The organism is Rhodococcus sp. 114MFTsu3.1 (genome assembly GCF_000383555.1).
Lineage (GTDB): Bacteria > Actinomycetota > Actinomycetes > Mycobacteriales > Mycobacteriaceae > Rhodococcoides > Rhodococcoides fascians_E.
In genome coordinates, this window is record NZ_KB911564.1 from 26,294 (window position 1) to 45,611 (window position 19,318).

General features: G+C 66.0%; 13 protein-coding genes and 1 tRNA gene. 6 read left to right on the forward strand and 8 right to left on the reverse strand.

Annotation, left to right across the window (positions count from 1 at the left end; all coding sequences use genetic code 11):
- Positions 1-9: 9 nt before the first annotated feature.
- Positions 10-483 (forward strand): thioredoxin-dependent thiol peroxidase, encoded by a 474-nt coding sequence (gene bcp, locus H292_RS0125760; RefSeq protein WP_020113320.1) that lies wholly within the window; start codon positions 10-12, stop codon positions 481-483.
- Here the strand turns inward: bcp and H292_RS0125765 are convergent.
- Positions 472-1,818, reverse strand: coding sequence for a dipeptidase (locus H292_RS0125765; RefSeq protein ID WP_020113321.1), 1,347 nt, complete (start codon positions 1,816-1,818; stop codon positions 472-474). The two genes, bcp and H292_RS0125765, sit on opposite strands and share 12 nt — an antisense overlap.
- Positions 1,819-1,878: 60 nt before the next feature.
- Entirely contained in the window at positions 1,879-3,237 is a 1,359-nt protein-coding gene (locus tag H292_RS0125770) for a hypothetical protein (protein ID WP_020113322.1), read from the reverse strand.
- Positions 3,238-3,621: 384 nt separating this feature from the next.
- Between H292_RS0125770 and H292_RS0125775 the strand changes: the two genes are divergently transcribed.
- Positions 3,622-4,251, forward strand: a complete 630-nt coding sequence (locus tag H292_RS0125775; RefSeq protein ID WP_019664956.1) for a TetR/AcrR family transcriptional regulator — start codon at positions 3,622-3,624, stop codon at positions 4,249-4,251.
- A gap of 137 nt (positions 4,252-4,388) precedes the next feature.
- Here H292_RS0125775 and acpS read toward each other — a convergent pair whose 3' ends face one another.
- Complete coding sequence (gene acpS, locus H292_RS0125780) at positions 4,389-4,781, reverse strand: holo-ACP synthase AcpS (RefSeq protein ID WP_019664957.1); 393 nt, start codon at positions 4,779-4,781, stop codon at positions 4,389-4,391.
- Positions 4,782-4,783: 2 nt separating this feature from the next.
- Complete coding sequence (locus tag H292_RS0125785; RefSeq protein WP_020113323.1) at positions 4,784-14,068, reverse strand: type I polyketide synthase; 9,285 nt, start codon at positions 14,066-14,068, stop codon at positions 4,784-4,786.
- Between the two features lie 420 nt (positions 14,069-14,488).
- Here H292_RS0125785 and H292_RS0125790 point away from each other — a divergent pair, with 420 nt between their 5' ends.
- Positions 14,489-15,238, forward strand: coding sequence for a hypothetical protein (locus H292_RS0125790; RefSeq protein WP_020113324.1), 750 nt, complete (start codon positions 14,489-14,491; stop codon positions 15,236-15,238).
- Here H292_RS0125790 and H292_RS0125795 read toward each other — a convergent pair.
- Positions 15,235-15,993, reverse strand: coding sequence for a TetR/AcrR family transcriptional regulator (locus H292_RS0125795; protein ID WP_020113325.1), 759 nt, complete (start codon positions 15,991-15,993; stop codon positions 15,235-15,237). The two genes, H292_RS0125790 and H292_RS0125795, sit on opposite strands and share 4 nt — an antisense overlap.
- A gap of 142 nt (positions 15,994-16,135) precedes the next feature.
- On the opposite strand from H292_RS0125795, the gene H292_RS0125800 reads away from it, so the two are divergent.
- The 3 genes from H292_RS0125800 (at position 16,136) to H292_RS0125810 (ending at position 17,043) form a co-directional block, all read left to right on the forward strand.
- Positions 16,136-16,220, forward strand: a tRNA-Leu gene (locus H292_RS0125800).
- Between the two features lie 66 nt (positions 16,221-16,286).
- Positions 16,287-16,676 carry a hypothetical protein gene (locus H292_RS0125805; RefSeq protein WP_026347763.1) on the forward strand — a complete coding sequence of 130 codons (390 nt, stop codon included), beginning with the start codon at positions 16,287-16,289 and terminating at the stop codon, positions 16,674-16,676.
- 19 nt (positions 16,677-16,695) lie between these two features.
- Positions 16,696-17,043 (forward strand): DUF3817 domain-containing protein, encoded by a 348-nt coding sequence (locus tag H292_RS0125810; RefSeq protein WP_019664962.1) that lies wholly within the window; start codon positions 16,696-16,698, stop codon positions 17,041-17,043.
- A 3-nt stretch (positions 17,044-17,046) separates the two neighbouring features.
- Here the strand turns inward: H292_RS0125810 and H292_RS0125815 are convergent, their stop codons facing one another.
- The 3 genes from H292_RS0125815 to rph are packed head-to-tail and all read right to left on the reverse strand — an operon-like array spanning position 17,047 to position 19,298.
- On the reverse strand, positions 17,047-17,898 hold the full coding sequence (locus tag H292_RS0125815; protein WP_020113326.1) for an esterase/lipase family protein: 852 nt from the start codon (positions 17,896-17,898) through the stop codon (positions 17,047-17,049).
- A 7-nt stretch (positions 17,899-17,905) separates the two neighbouring features.
- Positions 17,906-18,517, reverse strand: a complete 612-nt coding sequence (rdgB, locus tag H292_RS0125820) for an RdgB/HAM1 family non-canonical purine NTP pyrophosphatase (protein ID WP_019664964.1) — start codon at positions 18,515-18,517, stop codon at positions 17,906-17,908.
- Complete coding sequence (gene rph, locus H292_RS0125825; RefSeq protein ID WP_020113327.1) at positions 18,510-19,298, reverse strand: ribonuclease PH; 789 nt, start codon at positions 19,296-19,298, stop codon at positions 18,510-18,512. The genes rdgB and rph overlap by 8 nt, the downstream gene beginning before the upstream one ends.
- Between the last annotated feature and the right edge of the window lie 20 nt (positions 19,299-19,318).

Here is a 19,318-nt window from a genome sequence, read left to right on the forward strand (position 1 = left end):
TCTCGTCTGGTGACCGACACCAAGAAGCTCGAGGCCGGCGACCCGGCGCCCGCGTTCACTCTGCCCGATGCAGACGGTAACGACGTCTCCCTCGCGGACTACGCGGGCAAGAAAGTCATCGTCTACTTCTACCCCGCTGCCAGTACGCCGGGCTGCACCAAGCAGGCCTGCGACTTTCGTGACAGCCTCACCGAACTCAACGGCGAAGGCCTCGAAGTCATCGGCATCTCCCCGGACAAGCCCGCGAAGCTCGCCAAGTTCCGCGACAAGGAAGGCCTGAACTTCCCGCTGCTGTCCGACGAGGAGAAGACGACGCTGAAGGCGTGGGGCGCCTTCGGTGAGAAGAAGAACTACGGCAAGGTCTACGAGGGCGTCATCCGCTCGACGTTCCTGGTCGACGAGGACGGCAAGATCGAAGTTGCTCAGTACAACGTTCGAGCCACCGGCCACGTCGCCAAGCTCCGCCGCGACCTATCGGTCTGACGCACCCAACTTCTGCAGGAACAGAGCCTCGGCCCCCGCGAGATTTTCGATCTCCCGGGGGTCGACGCTTTCGTTCGGCGCGTGGATTCTCGCCAGCGGCTCCTCCACTCCCATCAGAATGATCTCGGCCTTCGGGAACGTTTCTGCGAGAACGTTGCACAGCGGAATGGATCCGCCCTGGCCCGCTGCCGCCACCGGCTTACCGAACGCCTCCGCCAATGCATCGCTCAGCGCTGCATATCCCGGACCGTCGGTCCTCGCCTCGAACGGCGATCCCACTGCCTCGGGTTCGACGGTGATCCGCGCGTTCCAGGGCACGTGAGCCTTCAGATGAGCGGTCAGTGCATCCTGCGCCTGCTGCGCATCGATTCCGGGCGGCACACGCAGATTCAGGCGCGCAGACGCCGTCGGCGAAATTGCTGCTGCCGACCCGACAACCGGCGGGCAATCGATTCCCAACACCGTGAGCGCCGGCCGAGCCCACACCGCGTCGGCGACCGACGACGAACCGGCCAGCTCGACACCGTCGAGCACCCCGGCGTCAGCGCGGAACCGATCTGCTTCGTAGGCGATGCCGTCCCACGTCTGGTCCGTCGTCAACCCGTCGACCACGGTGTTGCCGTGCGCGTCACGCAACGTGGACAGCAGTTGAACGAGGGCGGCCAAGGCGTCGGGCGCCGGTCCCCCGTACATCCCGGAATGTACTTCGCCCTCGAGCGTGTCGATACGCACGACGACGTTCGCGATCCCGCGGAGTGTCGTCGTCACCGTCGGTTGTCCGACGGCGGCGTTGCCGGTGTCCGCCACGACGATGATGTCCGACGCGAACAGCTCGGGCCGTTCGAGGACCAGATGCTCCAATCCCCCGGTCCCCATCTCCTCGGAACCCTCGGAGACGACGGTGATCCCGACGCCCAGTTCGTCGCCCAACGCCCGTAGCGCAAGCAGATGCATCACGACGTTGCCCTTGCAGTCCGCCGCACCGCGGCCGTACCAGCGGCCGTCACGCTCGGTCAGCTCGAAAGGCGCACTGGACCAGAGCTTGTCGTCACCGGGAGGCTGAACGTCGTAGTGCGAGTACAGCAGAACGGTCGGCGCACCTTCGGGAGCAGCGCGGTGCCCGACGACCGCCAGCGAGCCGTCGACGGTCTCGATCAGCTCCGCGGTCTCGAGCCCGGCGTCGACGAACGCGTCGCGCACCCACTCCGCCGCTCCGACGCATTCTTCGCGAGGAAACTGGCGCTCGTCGGCGACCGACCGAAACTTGACCAGCTCCGCGAGTTCGCGCCACGCGCGCGGCATGTCCGCAGCGATCCGTGCTCGTACATCCGACATCAGGACTCCTGACAGCTCGACCGATTCTCTCCGGTCATTCTGTCACCGCGGCCCGACACGTCAGTTGCCGGTGATCTCCTGCTGCAGCCACTCTGCGGTGTGCGCCCAGTGGCGATCCCATGCTTCCTGCTCGAGCTGCTCCTGAGACTTGCCGGGCTCGGGAACGATCGTCGGAACAGCGAACTCCGGCGGCGCGACCGTCGTCTTCGGCACCACGGCCGCTGCGGGCGGAATCGCCGCTGCGGGAATCGGAGTGAGCGCCTCGGCGGGCACGGCTGCGCCCGTCGTCGGATCGATCGTCCACTGCTGAGTCGTCAGATCCACCACGATCGGTTGTTGCGTAACCGGATCGATGACAACCGGGGCCGGAGCCGGCACCGCAGGCGGCGCAGGCGGCGTCACCTCGACGGACTGCGTTGCGCCGACCAAGCTGGTGTCGAGACCGTCGACCTCGGGAACCGTCGCAGGACTCGCCTCATTGGCGACAGGCGCGTTCGCGGGCAGCGTCGACGCCAGCGCGACCCCACCGGACAGCACTCCGGCCAGAAGAGCGGCCGTCAGCACGAACTTCTTTCGCGGAATGGACCCCGTCGACGAGGACGCGGGTTCGATCCGCCGCACCGCGACGTTCGGAGCAACAGCCGACAGCAGCGGAGCCGGGGCAACGGTGGATCGAACGGCGACGCGCTCGGCCTGAACGGCGATATCGGCGGGTGCCTCAGCGACGTGCTCAGGCGTCTCCGACGCCTCGGAGTCGAGTGCGAGCGAGGCTTCGGGCTCCACGAGCACCGGGAGCACCTCGTCGGCGTCCCCCGCGACAGCGAGGCTCGCGCCACACGCGGCGATCTGATCCGAGTCGCCGACGTGCACCACCGGGACTCCGAGGCCCAGACTCAGGATGTCGACGAGATCCTTGTTCTCGGACCGATCACCGAACAGTGCGACGGCGTCGGGCTTGCGGCCCGCCTCGTCGAGCACCTCCCATGCCAGCGGGACAGTGCTGCCGATGCGCTCGGGCGTCAGAGAATCGAGGGTTGCAGTCTTCGGCGTGGACAGGCTGGCATCGGCGGCATCGGCCAGCGAGATCGACACACCCTTCGCACCGAGGTAGTAGAGGAGCACGCACTGGGCGGCGTCGAACTCCGAGGACCGTGCAAGCCAGCCGAGAAGTGCGGTCGACGCCGACACGAGCTGGATTCCGTCGAGGTCGTTCTCATCGATCGCACGGCGGAACCCGTCACGTTCGTCGGCGGATCCGTAGACCAACCCCACGGCATCGACGTCGATCTGCCGTCGTGCGGCGACAGCCTTCATCGCCTCCACTGCGGTGGGCAGCGAGGTCGATGCACCGCCCTTCAGCGAGGTCACCTGGCTCGCCACTACCGCGTCCGCTTCGATATCGAAGAGGACAGCATTCATCGCACCTGACTCGACTGAAAGACCAATGGTCGCCACGTATGTTCTCCTGTGCCTTTGGGTGAGGCTCCCGACATGAGCGCCCCGATACGCGATCGGCGACGCACACCCTGCACGAAAACGTAACTACTGGTGTGAACCATACCCAACGATTGTTTTCTTGACCATAAAACAACCTATTACCTGTCACAAGCCGATTACAAGGGGGAATGTTGCGATTGACAACCAGATCGCCGTCCAACGGTGTCCTTCGATACCTGTTACCGCGCGTTGTGGAGTTCAGGCACGTCAGGCCGCTAGCCTGGGTGGGTGGAGTCCTCTGCTAGCGCCCAAACCGCGAGACGTCTCGACGCTGCGCTCGAATCGAACGCACAGACGCAGGAGCTGATGCCACGTCGTCGCCCCACGCAGGAACGCAGTCAACGCAAGTTCGACGCCCTGCTGGCCGCATCAAGGGATCTCCTCAGCGACGTCGGATTCGAGTCCTTCACCTGCGAGGAAGTAGCGGCCCGGGCCGAACTGCCCATCGGCACGCTCTACCAGTTCTTCGCCAACAAGTACGTCATCGTCTGCGAGCTGAACCGGCAGGACCTCGTCGGAGTACAGCAGGAGCTCGCAGAGTTCAACGGCGAAGTTCCCTCCCTCGACTGGCTCCGATTCCTCAACAAATTCGTCGACCACATGGCAGGCATGTGGATGTCGGACCCGTCGCGCCGTGAAGTCTGGCTGGCCATGCAGTCGACACCGTCGACCCGCGCCACCGGCGTCATCCACGAACGCGAATTCGCCGACCAGGTCGCCAAGATGCTCGGACCACTGACCCCGCGCACTCCCCGAGCCAAACGCAACCTCATGGCCCAGGTTCTGGTGCACGTCGTCTATTCGATGCTCAACTTCTCCGTCCAGGACGGCCAGAGCCACGAGGACGCCGTCGCCGAACTCAAACAAATCATGACGGCCTACCTCCTCGTCGCCGAGAAACAATCCCGTCGCTCCGGCGCAGCCGCCGTCGACTGACCCCCTGTTTTCGGGACCGAACGTGACGTTCGGTCACTTGGAGTGACCGAACGGTTCATTCGGTCACCATGAAGGGGGCCCAGACGCCGAAACGCCGGCCCATCGGAGATGGACCGGCGTCGGGCTGAACTACTGACTCATTCCTCCAGAATTGCCACGGCGGCGGCGATGTCGCCGTCGTGGGTCAGGGAGAGGTGGATCTTCACCGTCGGCAGGAATTCGAGAGCCATGCCGTGCAGTTTGATCGAAGGTCGACCCCAGGCGTCGTTGACGACCTCGATCAAGGGGTACGGGTTGTCTCCGATCTGCGGAGGCCGAGCGAAGCGCGAGGTTGCCCAGGCCTTCAGCACGGCTTCCTTGGCGGCCCACCGTGCTGCGTAGTGGCGGGCCGGGTCGGAACTCTTCGTCGCCGCGTGCCGACGCTCACCCGCGGTGAAGCTGTCGCGGATCATCGTCGTGCCTGCCTTCTCCATCTGCTCGGCGAAGTCGGACACGGTCACCAGGTCGAAACCTACTCCCAGGATTGCCATGTCTACTTGCACCCCGGCAGACCCGAGCGGTAGACGTCGTCGTCGCCGAGACGTGCGTCGTCGGTGAGCAGGACGTCGGCTTCGAGCTCGCGGGACTGGGCCGACGGTGTTCCGTCGTGCCCGAGCCTGCGGTCGTCGGGACGCTCGTACAGTGCGTCGCCTCCGACCATCGCGGAGATGAGCCTGCGCTGACCGGCGATACGACGCTCGTTGGATCGAGCGACGTACTCGTCGCGGCGCTCGGCCGGAACGGCCTCGATGAACGCCTGCGGGTGAACCACTGCGATCAGCCCGGACACGTGTCCGAAGCCGAGCGAGGTCAGCAGTCCGGCCTTCAGCGGCACCGAGTCACCGAAGCGAAGCGGTTCACGTGCCCAGACGAGGTGTTCGAACTTCGTCATCTTGTCGTCGACGCAGTCGAGGCTGCGGTTCGGCGGGATGACACCGTTCGCCAGGACCTGGCACAGACCGATCAGCTGGAACGCTGCGGCTCCACCCTTCGAGTGTCCGGTGAGGCTCTTCTGCGACACGACGAACAGCGGCGCTCCGTCGCTGCGGCCGATGGCCTTGGCGAGGCGGGTGTGCAGCTCCGCCTCGTTCGGGTCGTTGGCCGCCGTCGAGGTGTCGTGCTTGGAGATCACGGCGACCTCGTCGGCAGTGACGCCGAGTGCGTTCAGAGACAACGCGAACGTCGAATCCTTGCCGCCGCGACCGGCACTGAGCGCACCGAGTCCCGGAGCCGGGATGGAGGTGTGCACACCGTCGCCGAACGACTGTGCGTACGCGACCACACCGAGGACAGGCAAGCCCATCTCGAGCGCCAGGTCACCGCGGGCCAGCAGGATGGTTCCGCCGCCCTGCGACTCGACGAATCCGCCGCGCCTGCGGTCGTTGGCCCGCGAGAACCGTCGATCGCTGATTCCCTTGGCCGACATCGCTGCCGAGTCCGCGGTGGCCGACATGTCGCCGAAGCCGATGATGCCTTCGGTGCTCAGGTCGTCGAAGCCGCCGGCCACGACGAGCTGCGCCTTGCCCAGCTTGATCTTGTCGACGCCTTCCTCGACGGAGACCGCCGCGGTGGCGCAGGCTGCGACGGGGTGAACCATCGCACCGTAGCTACCGACGTACGACTGAACCACGTGCGCCGCAACGACGTTCGGCAGTGCTTCCTGCAGGATGTCGTTCGCACGAGCGTCGCCGAGCAGCGTGTCGATGTACAGCGAGCGCATCGACTCCATGCCGCCCATACCGGTGCCCTGGGTGTTGGCGACCAGCGTCGGGTGGGTCCACCGCATCAGTTCCGACGGGTTGAAGCCCGAGGAGATGAACGCGTCGACCGTGCAGACGATGTTCCACAGGGCGACTCGATCGATCGAGCTGGCCATGTCGGCGGAGATTCCCCACTTGGTGGGATCGAATCCGGTCGGAATCTGTCCACCCACGGTGCGGGTGAGCTTCATCTTCCGCGGTACGCGAATCTCGGTGCCGGCCTTGCGCGTCACCTGCCAGTCGCTCGAGTCGGCGACGGGCGTGATCAGCGTGTGCTCCGGATCGGCAGCGGCGAACGACCGTGCGTCGAGCTCGGTTCCGACGACGAACGTGAGGTCGTTGTCGAGGAAGATCGACGTCATCAGCGGTGCGGTGTTACCGACCATCGCGCCGTCGTCACCGTAGGTACGGATACCGCACTTCTCGACGACGGTGTCGTGGTACTTGTCGGCGATGTCCTCCTCGGGGACGAAATCTCCGGACTCGATGTCGTACCAGCCGGGCTTGGGGTCGTTCTCCCAGGCGATGAGGCCGGTGTTCCACGCGAGTTCGAGAACTCCTGCCGCGGACAGCTGCTCGTCGACCTCCATCTCGAAGCGGGTGCGGGCCGAGCCGTACGGTCCGAGCTCGCCTGCACCGACGATGACGACCAGGTCCTTCGGGTCGACGTCGAGCGCGGGCCATGCCGGAGCAGTCGTCGCGGCGAGACGCGGCGGTGCGGGCAGTGCGGCGATGACCGAACTGTCGGCGTCCTCCGTGACCTTGTCCGACGCAGCGGCTGCCGCCTCACGAGCGAGCTCGACGAGGTTGAGCTTGGTGTTGGCCAACCCACCGGTGAGGTCCGCGAGCAGCGGAGCCTCCGCGGCCCGACGACGTGCCGACGGCTCGCTGAGCTTCAGCAGCTCGGTGGCCATCTCGTCGGTCGACCAGGTACGGACGCCTTCGGCCTCGACGGCTTCGACGATCGGGTCGTTTCCGCCCATGAGGCCGGTTCCACGAACCCACCCGATATGAGCGTGGGCGATGGACACGCGCTCGGCCCAGTTCTTCTCCGAACCCCACTTCGCCGCGATGGCGTCGAGTGCGGCCTTCGACTCGCCGTACGCGCCGTCGCCACCGAACATTCCGCGGTTCGGGGAACCGGGCAGCACGACGTGCAGGTGAGTGTCGATGTCGCTGTCGTAGCCGATCTTCGACAGTCCACCGATGAGACGTTCGACCGACCACAGGAGCACACGCATCTCCATCTCGGCGCGGCCACCGGCGTCGGTGAGTTCCCCGACGACGCGTGGTGCGGCGAACGGGAACAGCAGCGTCGGCGTGATGCCTGCCTTGACCAGTGTCTTCGCTCCACCGGCGTTGTCGACCTGATCGCTGCCGATCCACTCGATGAGCGCGTCGACGTCGGTGTACGACGCGATGTTCGCGGGCACGACCCACAGCGTCGCTCCGGCGCGAGCATTGTCGCGGTAGAGGGCGCGGTAGAAGCCGAGGCGCTCGTCGTCCAGACGTGAGGTGGTGACGAAGACCGTCGCTCCCCCGCCGAGCAGCTTGGCTGCAACGGACGCCGCGATAGATCCCTTGCTGCCTCCGGTGATCACGGCGACCTCGTCGGACCAGACGCCCTTCTCCTCGGAGTCGAGCGCGATCGTCGCGATGCGGCCGTAGGTCTCGGCGAGAACAGCCTTCGCTTCGTTCTCCGCCTTGGCCTTCCACCACTGTGCCTGTGCAGCAACGGCTTTTCCTGCGCCGGCGAAGGACTCCACGGCAAGCTCGCCTGCAGTACCGAGCCACAGACGGGCCAAGTCCTCACGGGCGGTTGCCCAACGGTCGTCGATCAGCACCGCTCGGCGAGCGTCGAATGCCGGGGCGACGAGTCGCGGCCAGTCCGAACCGAGCTCTGCGGCAACCAGATCCACCAGAGCGGCGTCCGGGTTCTCCTCCGCGAGCGCGTTCGGTGCATCGGCGAGACCGAGCTGTTCGAGTACGAGGCGGGCTGCCGAGGCAAGCACACCGCCGCGTCCGGTGATGTGCTCGGTGAACTCGCCCAGTGCTGCTGCGTCGACGGTTCCGCCGCCTCCGCCGCCTGCGGCAGGCAGTGACACCGCGACACCGCGACGTGCCGCCACCGAAGCGACTGCGGCGTCGATGACCGCGTCGACGGCACCGCCGTCGGCGAGAGGTCCGTCGGCGAGTCCGCCCAGCGCACCGCCGCGAACCGAAGCGCCGTCACGGGTGCCGAGGGCGACCTCGGCGGTGACGTGGTTGGCCCAACCGTCGCCCAGTTCCCAGGTCTTCTTGACGCGGTCCGCGATGGACGCAGGGCGTCGTCCCGAGGGACCGAAGACCTTGCGCAGGTGGTCGTTGATCGAGTCGCTCAGCACGGGGCCGAACGGCTTGTAGGTTCGGGCCAGCTTGTTGACGGTGCCGGAGAGCGCACCCATGTCGGCATCGGCGGCACCGTCGATGGCACCGAGCGACAGCTCCGAACCGAGGTCGACCAGCAGCTGGTTACGACGCGAGGAGACGCCGTCGCACAGTGCCTCGATGGTGTCGGCGGGGCCGATCTGATCGAGCTGCAGCTTGGTCCACAGACCGATGAGGATCTTGGTGGCATCCGCTGCACTGAACCCGATGTCGTCGGGACGCGGGCCACCGGACGGCGCCGCAGCGGGTGCGGCGGCAGGAGCTGCGGCTGCCGCAGTCGGAGCAGCAGGCGCAGCCGTCTCGGCAGGTGCCTCCTCTTCCTCCACCGGAGCGGGGTCGGTGTCCGTGCCGTAGACGATTGCAGCTTCGCGCTCGACATTGAGGACCTCGACGGGGAATCCGAAGCGGCCCGGCAACTTCAGCGTCTGCGACGCGAGGTTGGCGACGGTCGGTGTTGCGCTGAGCCCGATCTCGACGAAACGCTCGACGCCCAGTCCGCCGTCGGCCTCGTCGGCGAACAGCAGATCCTGCGTCTCGATCCAGCGAACGGGGCTGGCGAACTGCCACGCGAGCAGCTCGGTCAGCACGACGCGGCACAGATCGTGCGAACGCTCGGCCCAGGAATCGAAGTCCGCGAGGACGTCGTTCAACGGCTCGGACGGTACGAGGTCCGCGATCTCCTGGATGAACGAGCGTTCGAGGCTGAACGGCCTCGGCACCAGGTTCGGCACGTAGCGGCCGATCAGGATCTCCGGGTCGAGATCCTCGGGCAGCAACGCCTGCAGGCGGTTACGGAAGTCGTCGACTCCCCCGCGCAGAACCGTCGAGTGGAACGGCACGTCGATGCCGGGAACCATGATGTAGGCGGCCTTGCCACCGAATTCCTCACGGCGCACGGCGATCTTCTTCTCCAGCGCGTTCAATCCGTCGACCGTGCCGGCGATCGCGTACTGCGAGCCGCGCAGGTTGAGGTTGACGATCTGGAGGAATTCGCCTGTCTCCTCGGCCACACCGGCCACGAACGCCTGAACGTCGTCGTCGGCCAGACCGATCTGCGACGGACGGATGGCGGCCATGCGGTAGTTGCTTCGTCCCGCCGCATCGCGGGGAACGAGTGCATGCATGGCGGAGCCGCGCTGGAAGACGACCTCGAGGACGGCTTCGAGCGGGAGAACGCCGGCGACGGCGGCGAGTGCGTTGTACTCACCGACCGAGTGCCCGGCGAGGATCGAGTTCTCCACGAACACACCGGCTTCACGAAGTTCGGCAACCTGTGCGACACCGAGGACCGCCATGGCGACCTGGGTGAACTGCGTCAGGTGCAGGACACCGTCGGGGTGCTTGTGCGTGACGCCGCGGGCCTTGAGAGACGTCGGGTTGTCCCGCACCACAGCGAGAATCGAGAATCCGAGTGCCTGACGGGTGTGCTTGTCGGCACGCTCCCAGACCTCACGTGCGGCCTTGGACCGAGCGCGAGCGTCGAGACCCATGCCCTGACGCTGGATGCCCTGGCCGGGGAACGCGTAGACCGTCTTCGGTGCTGCCGTACGAGCGGTCGCGACCATGACGAGTTCACCGTCGACGCGGCAACCCACCTCGATGAGCTCGGCGCCCTGGTCGAATCCGGTGCGGTCGACGCGCACGTCGATCTCGGCGCCGGGGCGCACCATTCCGAGGAACCGTGCAGTCCATGCAGTCAAGCGACGCGGCGGGGTCTTGGTGTCCGCGTAGTCGATCGCGGTGACAGCTTGCTGGGCGGCAGCGGAGAGCCACATGCCGTGCACGATCGGGCTGCCGAGGCCGGCGAGAAGTGCCGCCGGGTCGGAGGTGTGAATCGGATTGTGATCGCCCGAAACCTGAGCGAACGCAGCCATGTTGCGCGGTGCGACGATAGTGGCCTGACGACGACGGCGACGCGGAGTGTCCTTGGCGTCGGCCGAGACCGAACCGCCGGCACGGGCCGGGTCGGACAGCTCGCCCTTGCCGGTGCGCCCGCGAATCGCGAAGCGCTCCACCAGAGTCGCGACGGCCGGTGCTTCGGTGCCTTCACCGAGTGCAGCGCCGATCTCGACGGTGACCTCGACGACGCGGCCGAGGTCGGTGTCGAGCACCTCTCCGGCTTCGGCCTTGACGACGAGGATCGACGGGTCGGTGGGGAGCGTTCCGACGAGATCGACCGAGTGGTCGAGGTGGACCAGGTCGAGCATTCCCTCGATCACGTCTATTCCAGACGCGGTGCGCGTGGCACCGAGAACGGCGAAGACAGCAGGCCAGCATGCGCCGACGAGCACGTCGGGAACAGCCTTGCCGCTGACGGTCAGCGACTCGGGCAGGCCCGAACCGGTGACGCCTGCGTGGTCGGCGACCATGTCGGGGATCCAGGCGAGGCTGATACGCGCGGCACCGCCCTTGACCTTCGGGAGTTCCTGTCCTGCTGCAACTCCGAGAAGCGCGGACATCGCTTTCTGTGCATCCTCGGCGGTGACGACGGGTGCGCCTCCGTCGATGGTCGATGCGGGAACCGTCAGGCGGATCCGAACCTCTTTGCCGGGAGCGAGCGGAACCGTCAGCTCGACGTGCTCCGAATCCACGACGGTGAGGCTCGCGCCGGTCTGAGGATGCGTGGCGACGGACTCGGAATCGACGACCCACTCGGCGACGTCACCGAGACGTGCGACGGGGTTCTGCGTGGTCCGCGACGCCCAGTTGACGTCCGGTGCTGCGAGAACGATGCCGAGAAGGCCGGGGGCGACGTCGGAGTTGCGACGGCTCGACACGGACTCGGCCTCGACACCGTCGGCGAGGAGTTCGTCGGCGGTCGCCTTCTCGAAGCGATCGAGCAGTTCTCCGACGGGCTCGTCGACGCGAGTGATGCCTGCGACGGCGACCGTGCCGGGAATGATGCAGACCTGGTCGGCGGAGTAGCGAGCATCGTGTGCCTGCCACAGCGAGTCACTGCGCCACCAGCGTCGAACGTCACCGTCGACGACGGGAACGAAGTTGACCGGCTTGCCGGGCATCCGGCACAGCGCGGTGAAGAACGTGATGTCGGCGGGGTGCAGTACCACCTCGGACGCGTCCGGGAACTGCGCGACGAGCGAGCGAATCGCGGCTCGCGGGCGTTCGAGGGTGTCGACGTCGGCGAACAGCGTCGGGATGGGGCCGCGATCGACCGGGTGCAGACGAGCTTCGGCGCGCTGCAACATCTCGAGGAAGCGAGTACGCCAGGTGACGTCGAGCCACACCGATTCGCGTGCCTCGGAGACTGCGTCGGTGAACTCACCGCCGCAGTCGAACTCCTTGTGGACGTCCGCACCGACAGCCAAGTCCAGGTAACGGGTCAGCCACTGCAGGTACGTCATGTCCTCGACGTCACCGAAGTACGGCTTCGCGGTGCCGTCGAGTGCGGCGATGATCTCGTCGCGACGCTTCGCAACGGCGTCGGCGTCTCCGGCGACGTCGTCGAGCAGACGGCCGCAGCGCGAGGCCGCGTTGTCGATCTCGTGGATGTCCGCACCGAGCTGGCTTCGGCCCGAGGCCATTCCGCCGCCGGCGGTACCTGCACCGACCCAGTCGGGAGTGCCGGGGGTGTCGGCGAGAAGCTGCTTGACGTCGGCCGACGTCGTGGCTTCGAGTGTTGCCATCGCGGCGGTTCCGACGAGGATGCCGTCGAGCGGCATCTTGGGGTATCCAGCTGCGAGCGACCAACGGCCGGTGAGGTATTCGGCTGCCTTCTCGGGGGTGCCGATGCCGCCGCCGACGCAGATGACGAGGTTCGGCCGTGCGCGGAGCTCGGCGTAGGTGGAGAGGAGAAGATCGTCGAGGTCTTCCCACGAGTGGTGGCCACCTGCGCGGCCGCCCTCGATGTGGGCGATGACCGGGAACGTCGGAACTTCACTGGCGATGCGGATGACCGCGCGGATCTGCGCGACGGTTCCCGGCTTGAACGCAACGTAACTGAAGCCGGCCTCGACCAGATCCTCGATGATCGTGACGGCTTCGTCGAGCTCCGGAATACCTGCGGTGACGACGACACCGTCGAACGCGGCGCCTGCTGCACGTGCACGCGGGACGAGACGCTTGCCGCCCACGTGGAGCTTCCACAGGTACGGATCGAGGAACATCGAGTTGAACTGCACGGCGCGGCCCGGTTCGAGCAGCCCACCGAGCCTGTCGACGTGATCGGCGAAGATCTGTTCGGTGACCTGACCGCCGCCGGCGAGCTCGGCCCAGTGACCTGCGTTGGCGGCAGCGGCGACGATCGCGGGATCCACCGTCGTCGGCGTCATGCCGGCGAGCAGCATCGGCGAGCGACCGGTGAGCTTGGTGAACGAGGTCTCGACGACGACGCGACCGTTCGGCAGCGTGATCGGCTTCGGCGCGAACTCGGACCAGGACGGCTGCACCTCGGGTGCTGCGCCCGGAGTCAACAGGTTGCGATGCCCACCGCGAGTGGAGGCGGCGATGATCCCGACGCCCTGGCCGCGCAGAGCGGGCACGGTCATACGGGTGAGGATGTCGCTCGGTCCGAGGTCCAGGATCCAGTCGGCACCGGCGGCGATGACGCTGTCGATTTCCGCGACCCAGTCGACGGGATCGACGAGGATCCGCTGGGCCAGGCTGCGTGCCACGTCGACGTCCAGGCCGGCGCGAGCCGCCCACGACGCGACGAGATCGACTGCATCGGCCAGTGCGGGGTGATGGAACCCGACCTCGACCGACAGGAGTTCGAAGACCGGCGAGAACACAGCGCCGCCGCGCTTCTTCGCGTCGCGCTCACGCTCTTCCTGCGCGCCGATCTGCTCGGCGCGTTCCTGAACGCGCGCGAGCTGCGCGGGAGGACCTGCCAGCACGACGCGTCGGCGGCCGTTGCGGATGGCCAGCACTGCCGAACGCTCGGGTGCACCGTCGACGGCGAGTTCGTCGACGATCGCCTGAAGACGCTCGGGTTCGACATTGGACACGGACACCATCGGTGCACGGTCGGCAGCGCCGAGGATGCCGCGACGACGTCCGACGAGGCCTGCTGCGGCGCCGATGAGCTGCGCGACGGCCAGAAGCCGTGCATCCTCGCGGCCGGCGGACTTGACCGACTCCGCGGCGATGAGGCCCTGCGAGTGACCGACGACGGCCACCGGTGCAGCGTCCTCCGGGTCCAGTCCCTGCAGCTTCAGTGCACGGAGCGCAGCGACCTGCGTGAGAAAGACACCGGGCAGGGACACCGCGGCGGACGTGAGCGCGGCCTCGGACGGACCGAAGGAGCCTGCGCTCGAGGGGTCGTCGGCGAGGTCCTGCTCCAACATCCAGCCGATCGGGTCGAAACCGACCGAACGCACGACGAGGAGGTCGTCGGCGACCGGCGCCAGGATGGCCGCTGCTTCGTTGACCAGATCGGTCAGCTCGGGCTCGAGCGCCGAGTCACGAGCGAGTTCCTCGAGGGAACTGAGCCACGGCGATCCCTGACCGCCGAACGCGAGAGCGTAAGGCTCACCGGCCGCAAAACGGTCTGCGAGGGTACGAGAACCGCCACCGCTCTGGGGAGATCTGCCCTTGCCCTGTCCGTGTGATGGTGTGCTCTCGTTGATCGTCAAGTGCTCTGATTCCTCTCGTGAGCAACTCCGGGGGGGCCAGGGCTGCTTCGTCGTTGGCATTCGTCGTCGGTGCCGTAGAAGCGGAATCGAGGAGCGCATCCGTCGTTGGCTTTCGACGTGGCTCTATCCGCGTGAGAACAAGGTTGACACAAAATCATGAGGAAATCCTCACGTTTCGTATGACGTCCTACTGCTACCCGCCAGTAAGCAGCTGAACTGCAGTTTTCGTACCGATCGTCCAACTCGCCAGTAACAAACATCGGTGCAGGCAGCGCGCCGATGCACACCGAGAAAACATGAGGAAATCCTCATGTCAATCGTTATCATTCCGTTATGTGAGCCTGACCACACCACGCGCTGCACCCGAAACTGTCGGAGCAGCCCTGTACCTTCCCCGCCACGCAACCAACAGGGGGGTTCATGTATTCACCAGTTACACATATCCATTCACACGGCACCGACGACGACCGTGTCGCGCGGGAAGCACTCGGCGAACAGCAGGACGAGGTCGCTGCCCTCGTCGCCGCCATCGACACGACGTTGTCTCGGGACGCGTCGCCCTATTGGTTCCCGGGCTGGGAGGGTGAAATCGAGGCCGCCTTGCTCGACGCCGTGTTCGCAGCCCGGGCGAGCTACGGCGGACAGACCAGCGGCGTACGTCGCGTCATCGCTCGGTGGCGTGCGCACCGAGGCGACGGCCCGCTCGACGATCTCTCTTTCCTTGCATCGTTCGTCGACGACACCGGCGATCTTGACGACGTGCTGGGCAACCGCCAGCGTGTTGCCGGAAACTCCACCACCAAAGCGGAGGCAGCCGCGAAGGCCGCCGCAACTCTGATCGGGATCGGTGTCACCGGTTCGAAGGACCTCGCCAATGCGGACGCCGACCGCCACCGATATTCGGCCCAGGCCGAGGCGTTCACGTCGGTCACCGGCATCGGTTTCAAGACCTGGCGGAGCCTGGTGTACCTCGTCGGCATTCGAGACTCCGAGGACTCGCTGCTCGTGCAGTTCGTGTCGAATGCCATCGGCGAACAGGTCGACGAATGCGGAATGCTCGAGTTGACGAGGCACGCCGCCGAGGAACTCGGCACGGATTCACAGACACTCCGTCACGCCCTGTGGCGTGAGCTCCGCCGCGCTTCGTCGACGAAAAAGGCTGCCGTCTAACCCTTTTCGATCAACACGGCCACACCGTCGAGAATTCGCTCGACACCGAACCGGTACTCGTGGACGGGATCGCTCGCAGCCTCGTGATGCATCGCTGCGGCGGTCCCGACCCGCGACGACACCGTGTACCGGGACGGATCCATCACCGATTCCAGAACCGGAGCAGTCGCAGACCACCACTGCTCGTCCGTCATGCCGGAGTCCTCGCGCACTCGATCGACCTGAGCGAGCGCCCGTGCGCTACCCGCAACATGATTGAGCACCAACGTCAGCACCGAGTCCATCTGTACGTCCGTGAGACCGATCCCATCGAGGACCCGAAGTTCGGCCTCGTACTTGTCACTGACGTTGGGACCCAACACAGCCCGGCCACCCTGAGCATCGAGAACCCACCGATGCCGGCGGATCAGGTGCCAGTTCTGCTCGGCGACGAACCGCAACCCGGCGCGCCAGTCACCCGACGACGCCGGCTCGTCGAGAGCCGAGTACAGGCCCTTCTGCACGTGGTCGATCATCAAGTCCACCAGATCTTCTCGACCGGGAACATGGGTGTACAGCGACATCGTCCCGACACCGAGCCGATCCGCGATCCGCCGCATCGACACCGCGTCGAGGCTCTCGGAATCGGCAATCGAGACCGCTGCGTCGACGATCGAGTCGATCGTCAGACCTGTCCTGCTCTTCTTCGCGCCCACTCGCCACAACAATCCGAGCGTGCGCGCAGGATCGAAACCCGTCTCGTTCTTTCCGGCCACCCGTCGAACAGTACGCTGTACGCTCTGGTTTCCCGGACCTCGATCGCATGAGTGCGCCATCGGAGCGCCCAGACGGCATGAATGGAGCTTTCATGCGCTTGCGGATACTCCAACCACCGCGTTGTAGACTTGCCGAGCACTCGCGCGAGTGGCGGAATTGGCAGACGCGCTGGATTTAGGTTCCAGTGTCTCAGGACGTGGGGGTTCAAGTCCCCCCTCGCGCACCACCATCTCCCGTCGATCGGCAGATCCCTAACTACCTCGAGTAGTAGAGCCTCGGGTAACGTCGTGGTGTGGCAAAATCTCGCTCTCACCATCGACCGGCGCTCATTGCGCTGGTTCTCGTGTCAGCGGTCGCATGCCTGGCCCTCGGATGGTGGCAGTGGGAACGGTTCGAATCCGTCGGTGGCGACGGCCAGAATCTCGGCTACGCGTTCCAATGGCCCCTGTTCGCAGCGTTCGTGATCTACGCCTATCGCAGGTTCGTCCAGCTCGAAGGCGATGCCGAGGCCGCGGAGGACGAAGACCAGGTAGCTCCCACCGAGGACGTCGTTCGCGAGATACCCGCGGACCTGCTCCCTCAACGCCCCACCTACACCGAGGACGACATCGACGACGTCGAGGCTCGGCAACTTCTCGAATACAACACCTATCTCGCCGAGCTCGACCGCTCCCGCGAGTGAAGACAGGAGCACGACGACCGTGAGCCAAGCAGCACCGAAGCCCGTTACCGCCGACAAGAAGAAGATCGCGTCGGCTCTGCTGCGCTACCGCGTCCTGGCGTACATCACCGGTATCTGGCTGCTCGTGCTCACCGGCGAGATGGTCGCCAAGTACATCTTCAAGGTCGAGAACGTTCCCAGTTGGATTGCCGTGGTGCACGGCTGGGTGTACCTGATCTACCTGATCCTCACGGTCGACCTGGCCATCAGGGTCCGCTGGCCTGCCGGCCGTACCATCGGCACCCTGCTTGCCGGCACCATTCCGTTCCTGTCGTTCTACGTCGAGCACATCAGGACAAAGCAGGTCAAGACCGATTTCGCCCTCTGACGTTCAACACGTCACGCTCTGCGGATCGACGCCGGCAAGCGCATTGAGCACCACCTGCTGCGCCACCGGATCGTAGGAAATCCCTGTGTGGTCGACCGTGTCGGCTGGGCACAGATCCTGCAGAATCACGTTGCGAGCGCCTTCGCCCTGCAGCAACGACGCCGTATAGGGAACAACCTGGTCGTACCGAGTGACGACAACGGTGTACTCCACCCCGGGCACGGTGTCGCTGGGAACGTTGATCCGCGCGAGGGCGTCGTCGACCGGTGGGCCGAACGCCGGAATTCCCACCTGCCCCGAACCACCCGAGATGTCGTCGTTCCGCGGAGTCGACTCCCGATTCGGCGGGGACAGCGCGACAATCTTCGACGTGCGATCAGCCCCACCGAGGAAACGCACGTAATACCGCGGGACCGTTCCGCCTTTGGAGTGTCCGACGATCGCGACTTTCTGCGCACCGGTGGCGGCCAGGACCTCGTCCACGAACGCGGAGAGCTCCACGGCACTGTGCTCGATCGAGTCGAACCCGCCGACGGGAATGCCCTCTGGCGCACCGTAATTCAGCGCAAACACGCAGTATCCGTCTGCCACGAGGCGCGGAGCGAGCGACGCCCAGTTCGCGAACGAGTTCTCGAGAAAACCGTGCACCAGAACCACCGGTTCCGGATGCGACGACGACGGGACGCACGAGAAGTCGTTGACCTCGGGCAGCGACGCCTCCGGATGAATCGCCGAGAACAGCAACGCCTCGGAGAACGAGTCGGACGGCGCCGCGGATGCAGCGCCACCCGACGAGGCCGCCCATAGCGCAGCAACCGACGTCAGGACAGTCACGACCGTGCGCTTCACGGCCATCAGTGTCCTACGAGCCGAGCTGCTGCAGTGCCGGAATCAACAAAGCCAGAGCCCGCCCGCGATGCGATGCCGCATCCTTCTCCTCCGGACTCAGTTCGGCTGCCGAGCGGCCGTCGCCCTCCGGCACGAACACGGGATCGTAACCGAAACCGTTCTCACCCAGCGGACTTCGTGCGATCACACCACGCCACTCACCCCGGACGACGGACTCGGAACCGCCAGGAACGACGAGAGCGCACGCCGACACGAAGCCCGCTCCCCTGCGTTCGTCGGGAACGTCGGCAAGCTGCGCGAGCAACAACTCGGTGTTGGCGTCGTCCTGACCGTGCACACCCGACCATCGCGCCGACAGAACACCCGGCATCCCGTTCAACGCATCGACTTCGATACCCGAATCGTCCGCGACACAAGGCAATCCCGTTGCCGCAGCACCGTCACGCGCTTTGGCGAGCGCATTCTCCTCGAAGGTTGCGCCCGTCTCGGGTGCCTCCGGAAACTCCGGTACCTCGTCCAGACCGACCAACTCGACTCCCGAGACGCCTGCCGCATCGAGTACCCGACGCAGCTCGCGCAGCTTCTTCGCGTTGCGGCTGGCGACCAGCAGTGTCGACTCAGCCACCGAACTTCTTCTTCGGCGCGTCGGTGGCGGCGGGCTCCGGCAGCTCACCCGGGTACGGTTCGGCGAGCGCAGCCTTCTGTACCTCGAACAACTTCTCGATGCCGTCCAACGCCGAATCCAGCAGCTTGTCCAGCGTCGAACGAGGGAACGTTGCACCCTCGCCCGTCCCCTGAATCTCCACCAACGTGCCCGTATCGGTGGCGACGACGTTCATGTCGACCTCGGCGCGCGAATCCTCCTCGTACGGCAGATCGAGCCGAACCCGGCCGTCGACTACGCCGACGCTGACCGCTGCGATCGCACACGAAATGGGCTGCGGATCAGCCAGACGCCCCGCAGCACGCAAGTACGTGACCGCATCCGACAACGCGACGAACGCGCCCGTGATCGCCGCGGTTCTCGTGCCACCGTCCGCCTGAAGCACATCGCAATCCAGAGCGATGGTGTTCTCGCCGATCGCGGCAAGATCGATGCACGCGCGCAACGACCGACCGACCAGCCGAGAAATTTCCTGGGTCCGACCGCCGACCTTGCCCTTCACGGACTCACGGCCACTGCGAGTGTGCGTCGCAGCCGGAAGCATCGCGTACTCCGCCGTCAACCACCCGAGCCCGGAGCCCTTGCGCCAGCGCGGAACACCTTCCTCGACACTGGCCGTGCACATCACCCGCGTGTTACCGAACTCCACCAGCACCGAACCCGCGGGATTGCTCGTGAACCCCCGCGTGATCTTGATGGTCCGAAGCTCGTCGTCAGCTCTTCCGTCTTCTCGTCTCGACACACAGCCAGACTAGTTGGGTC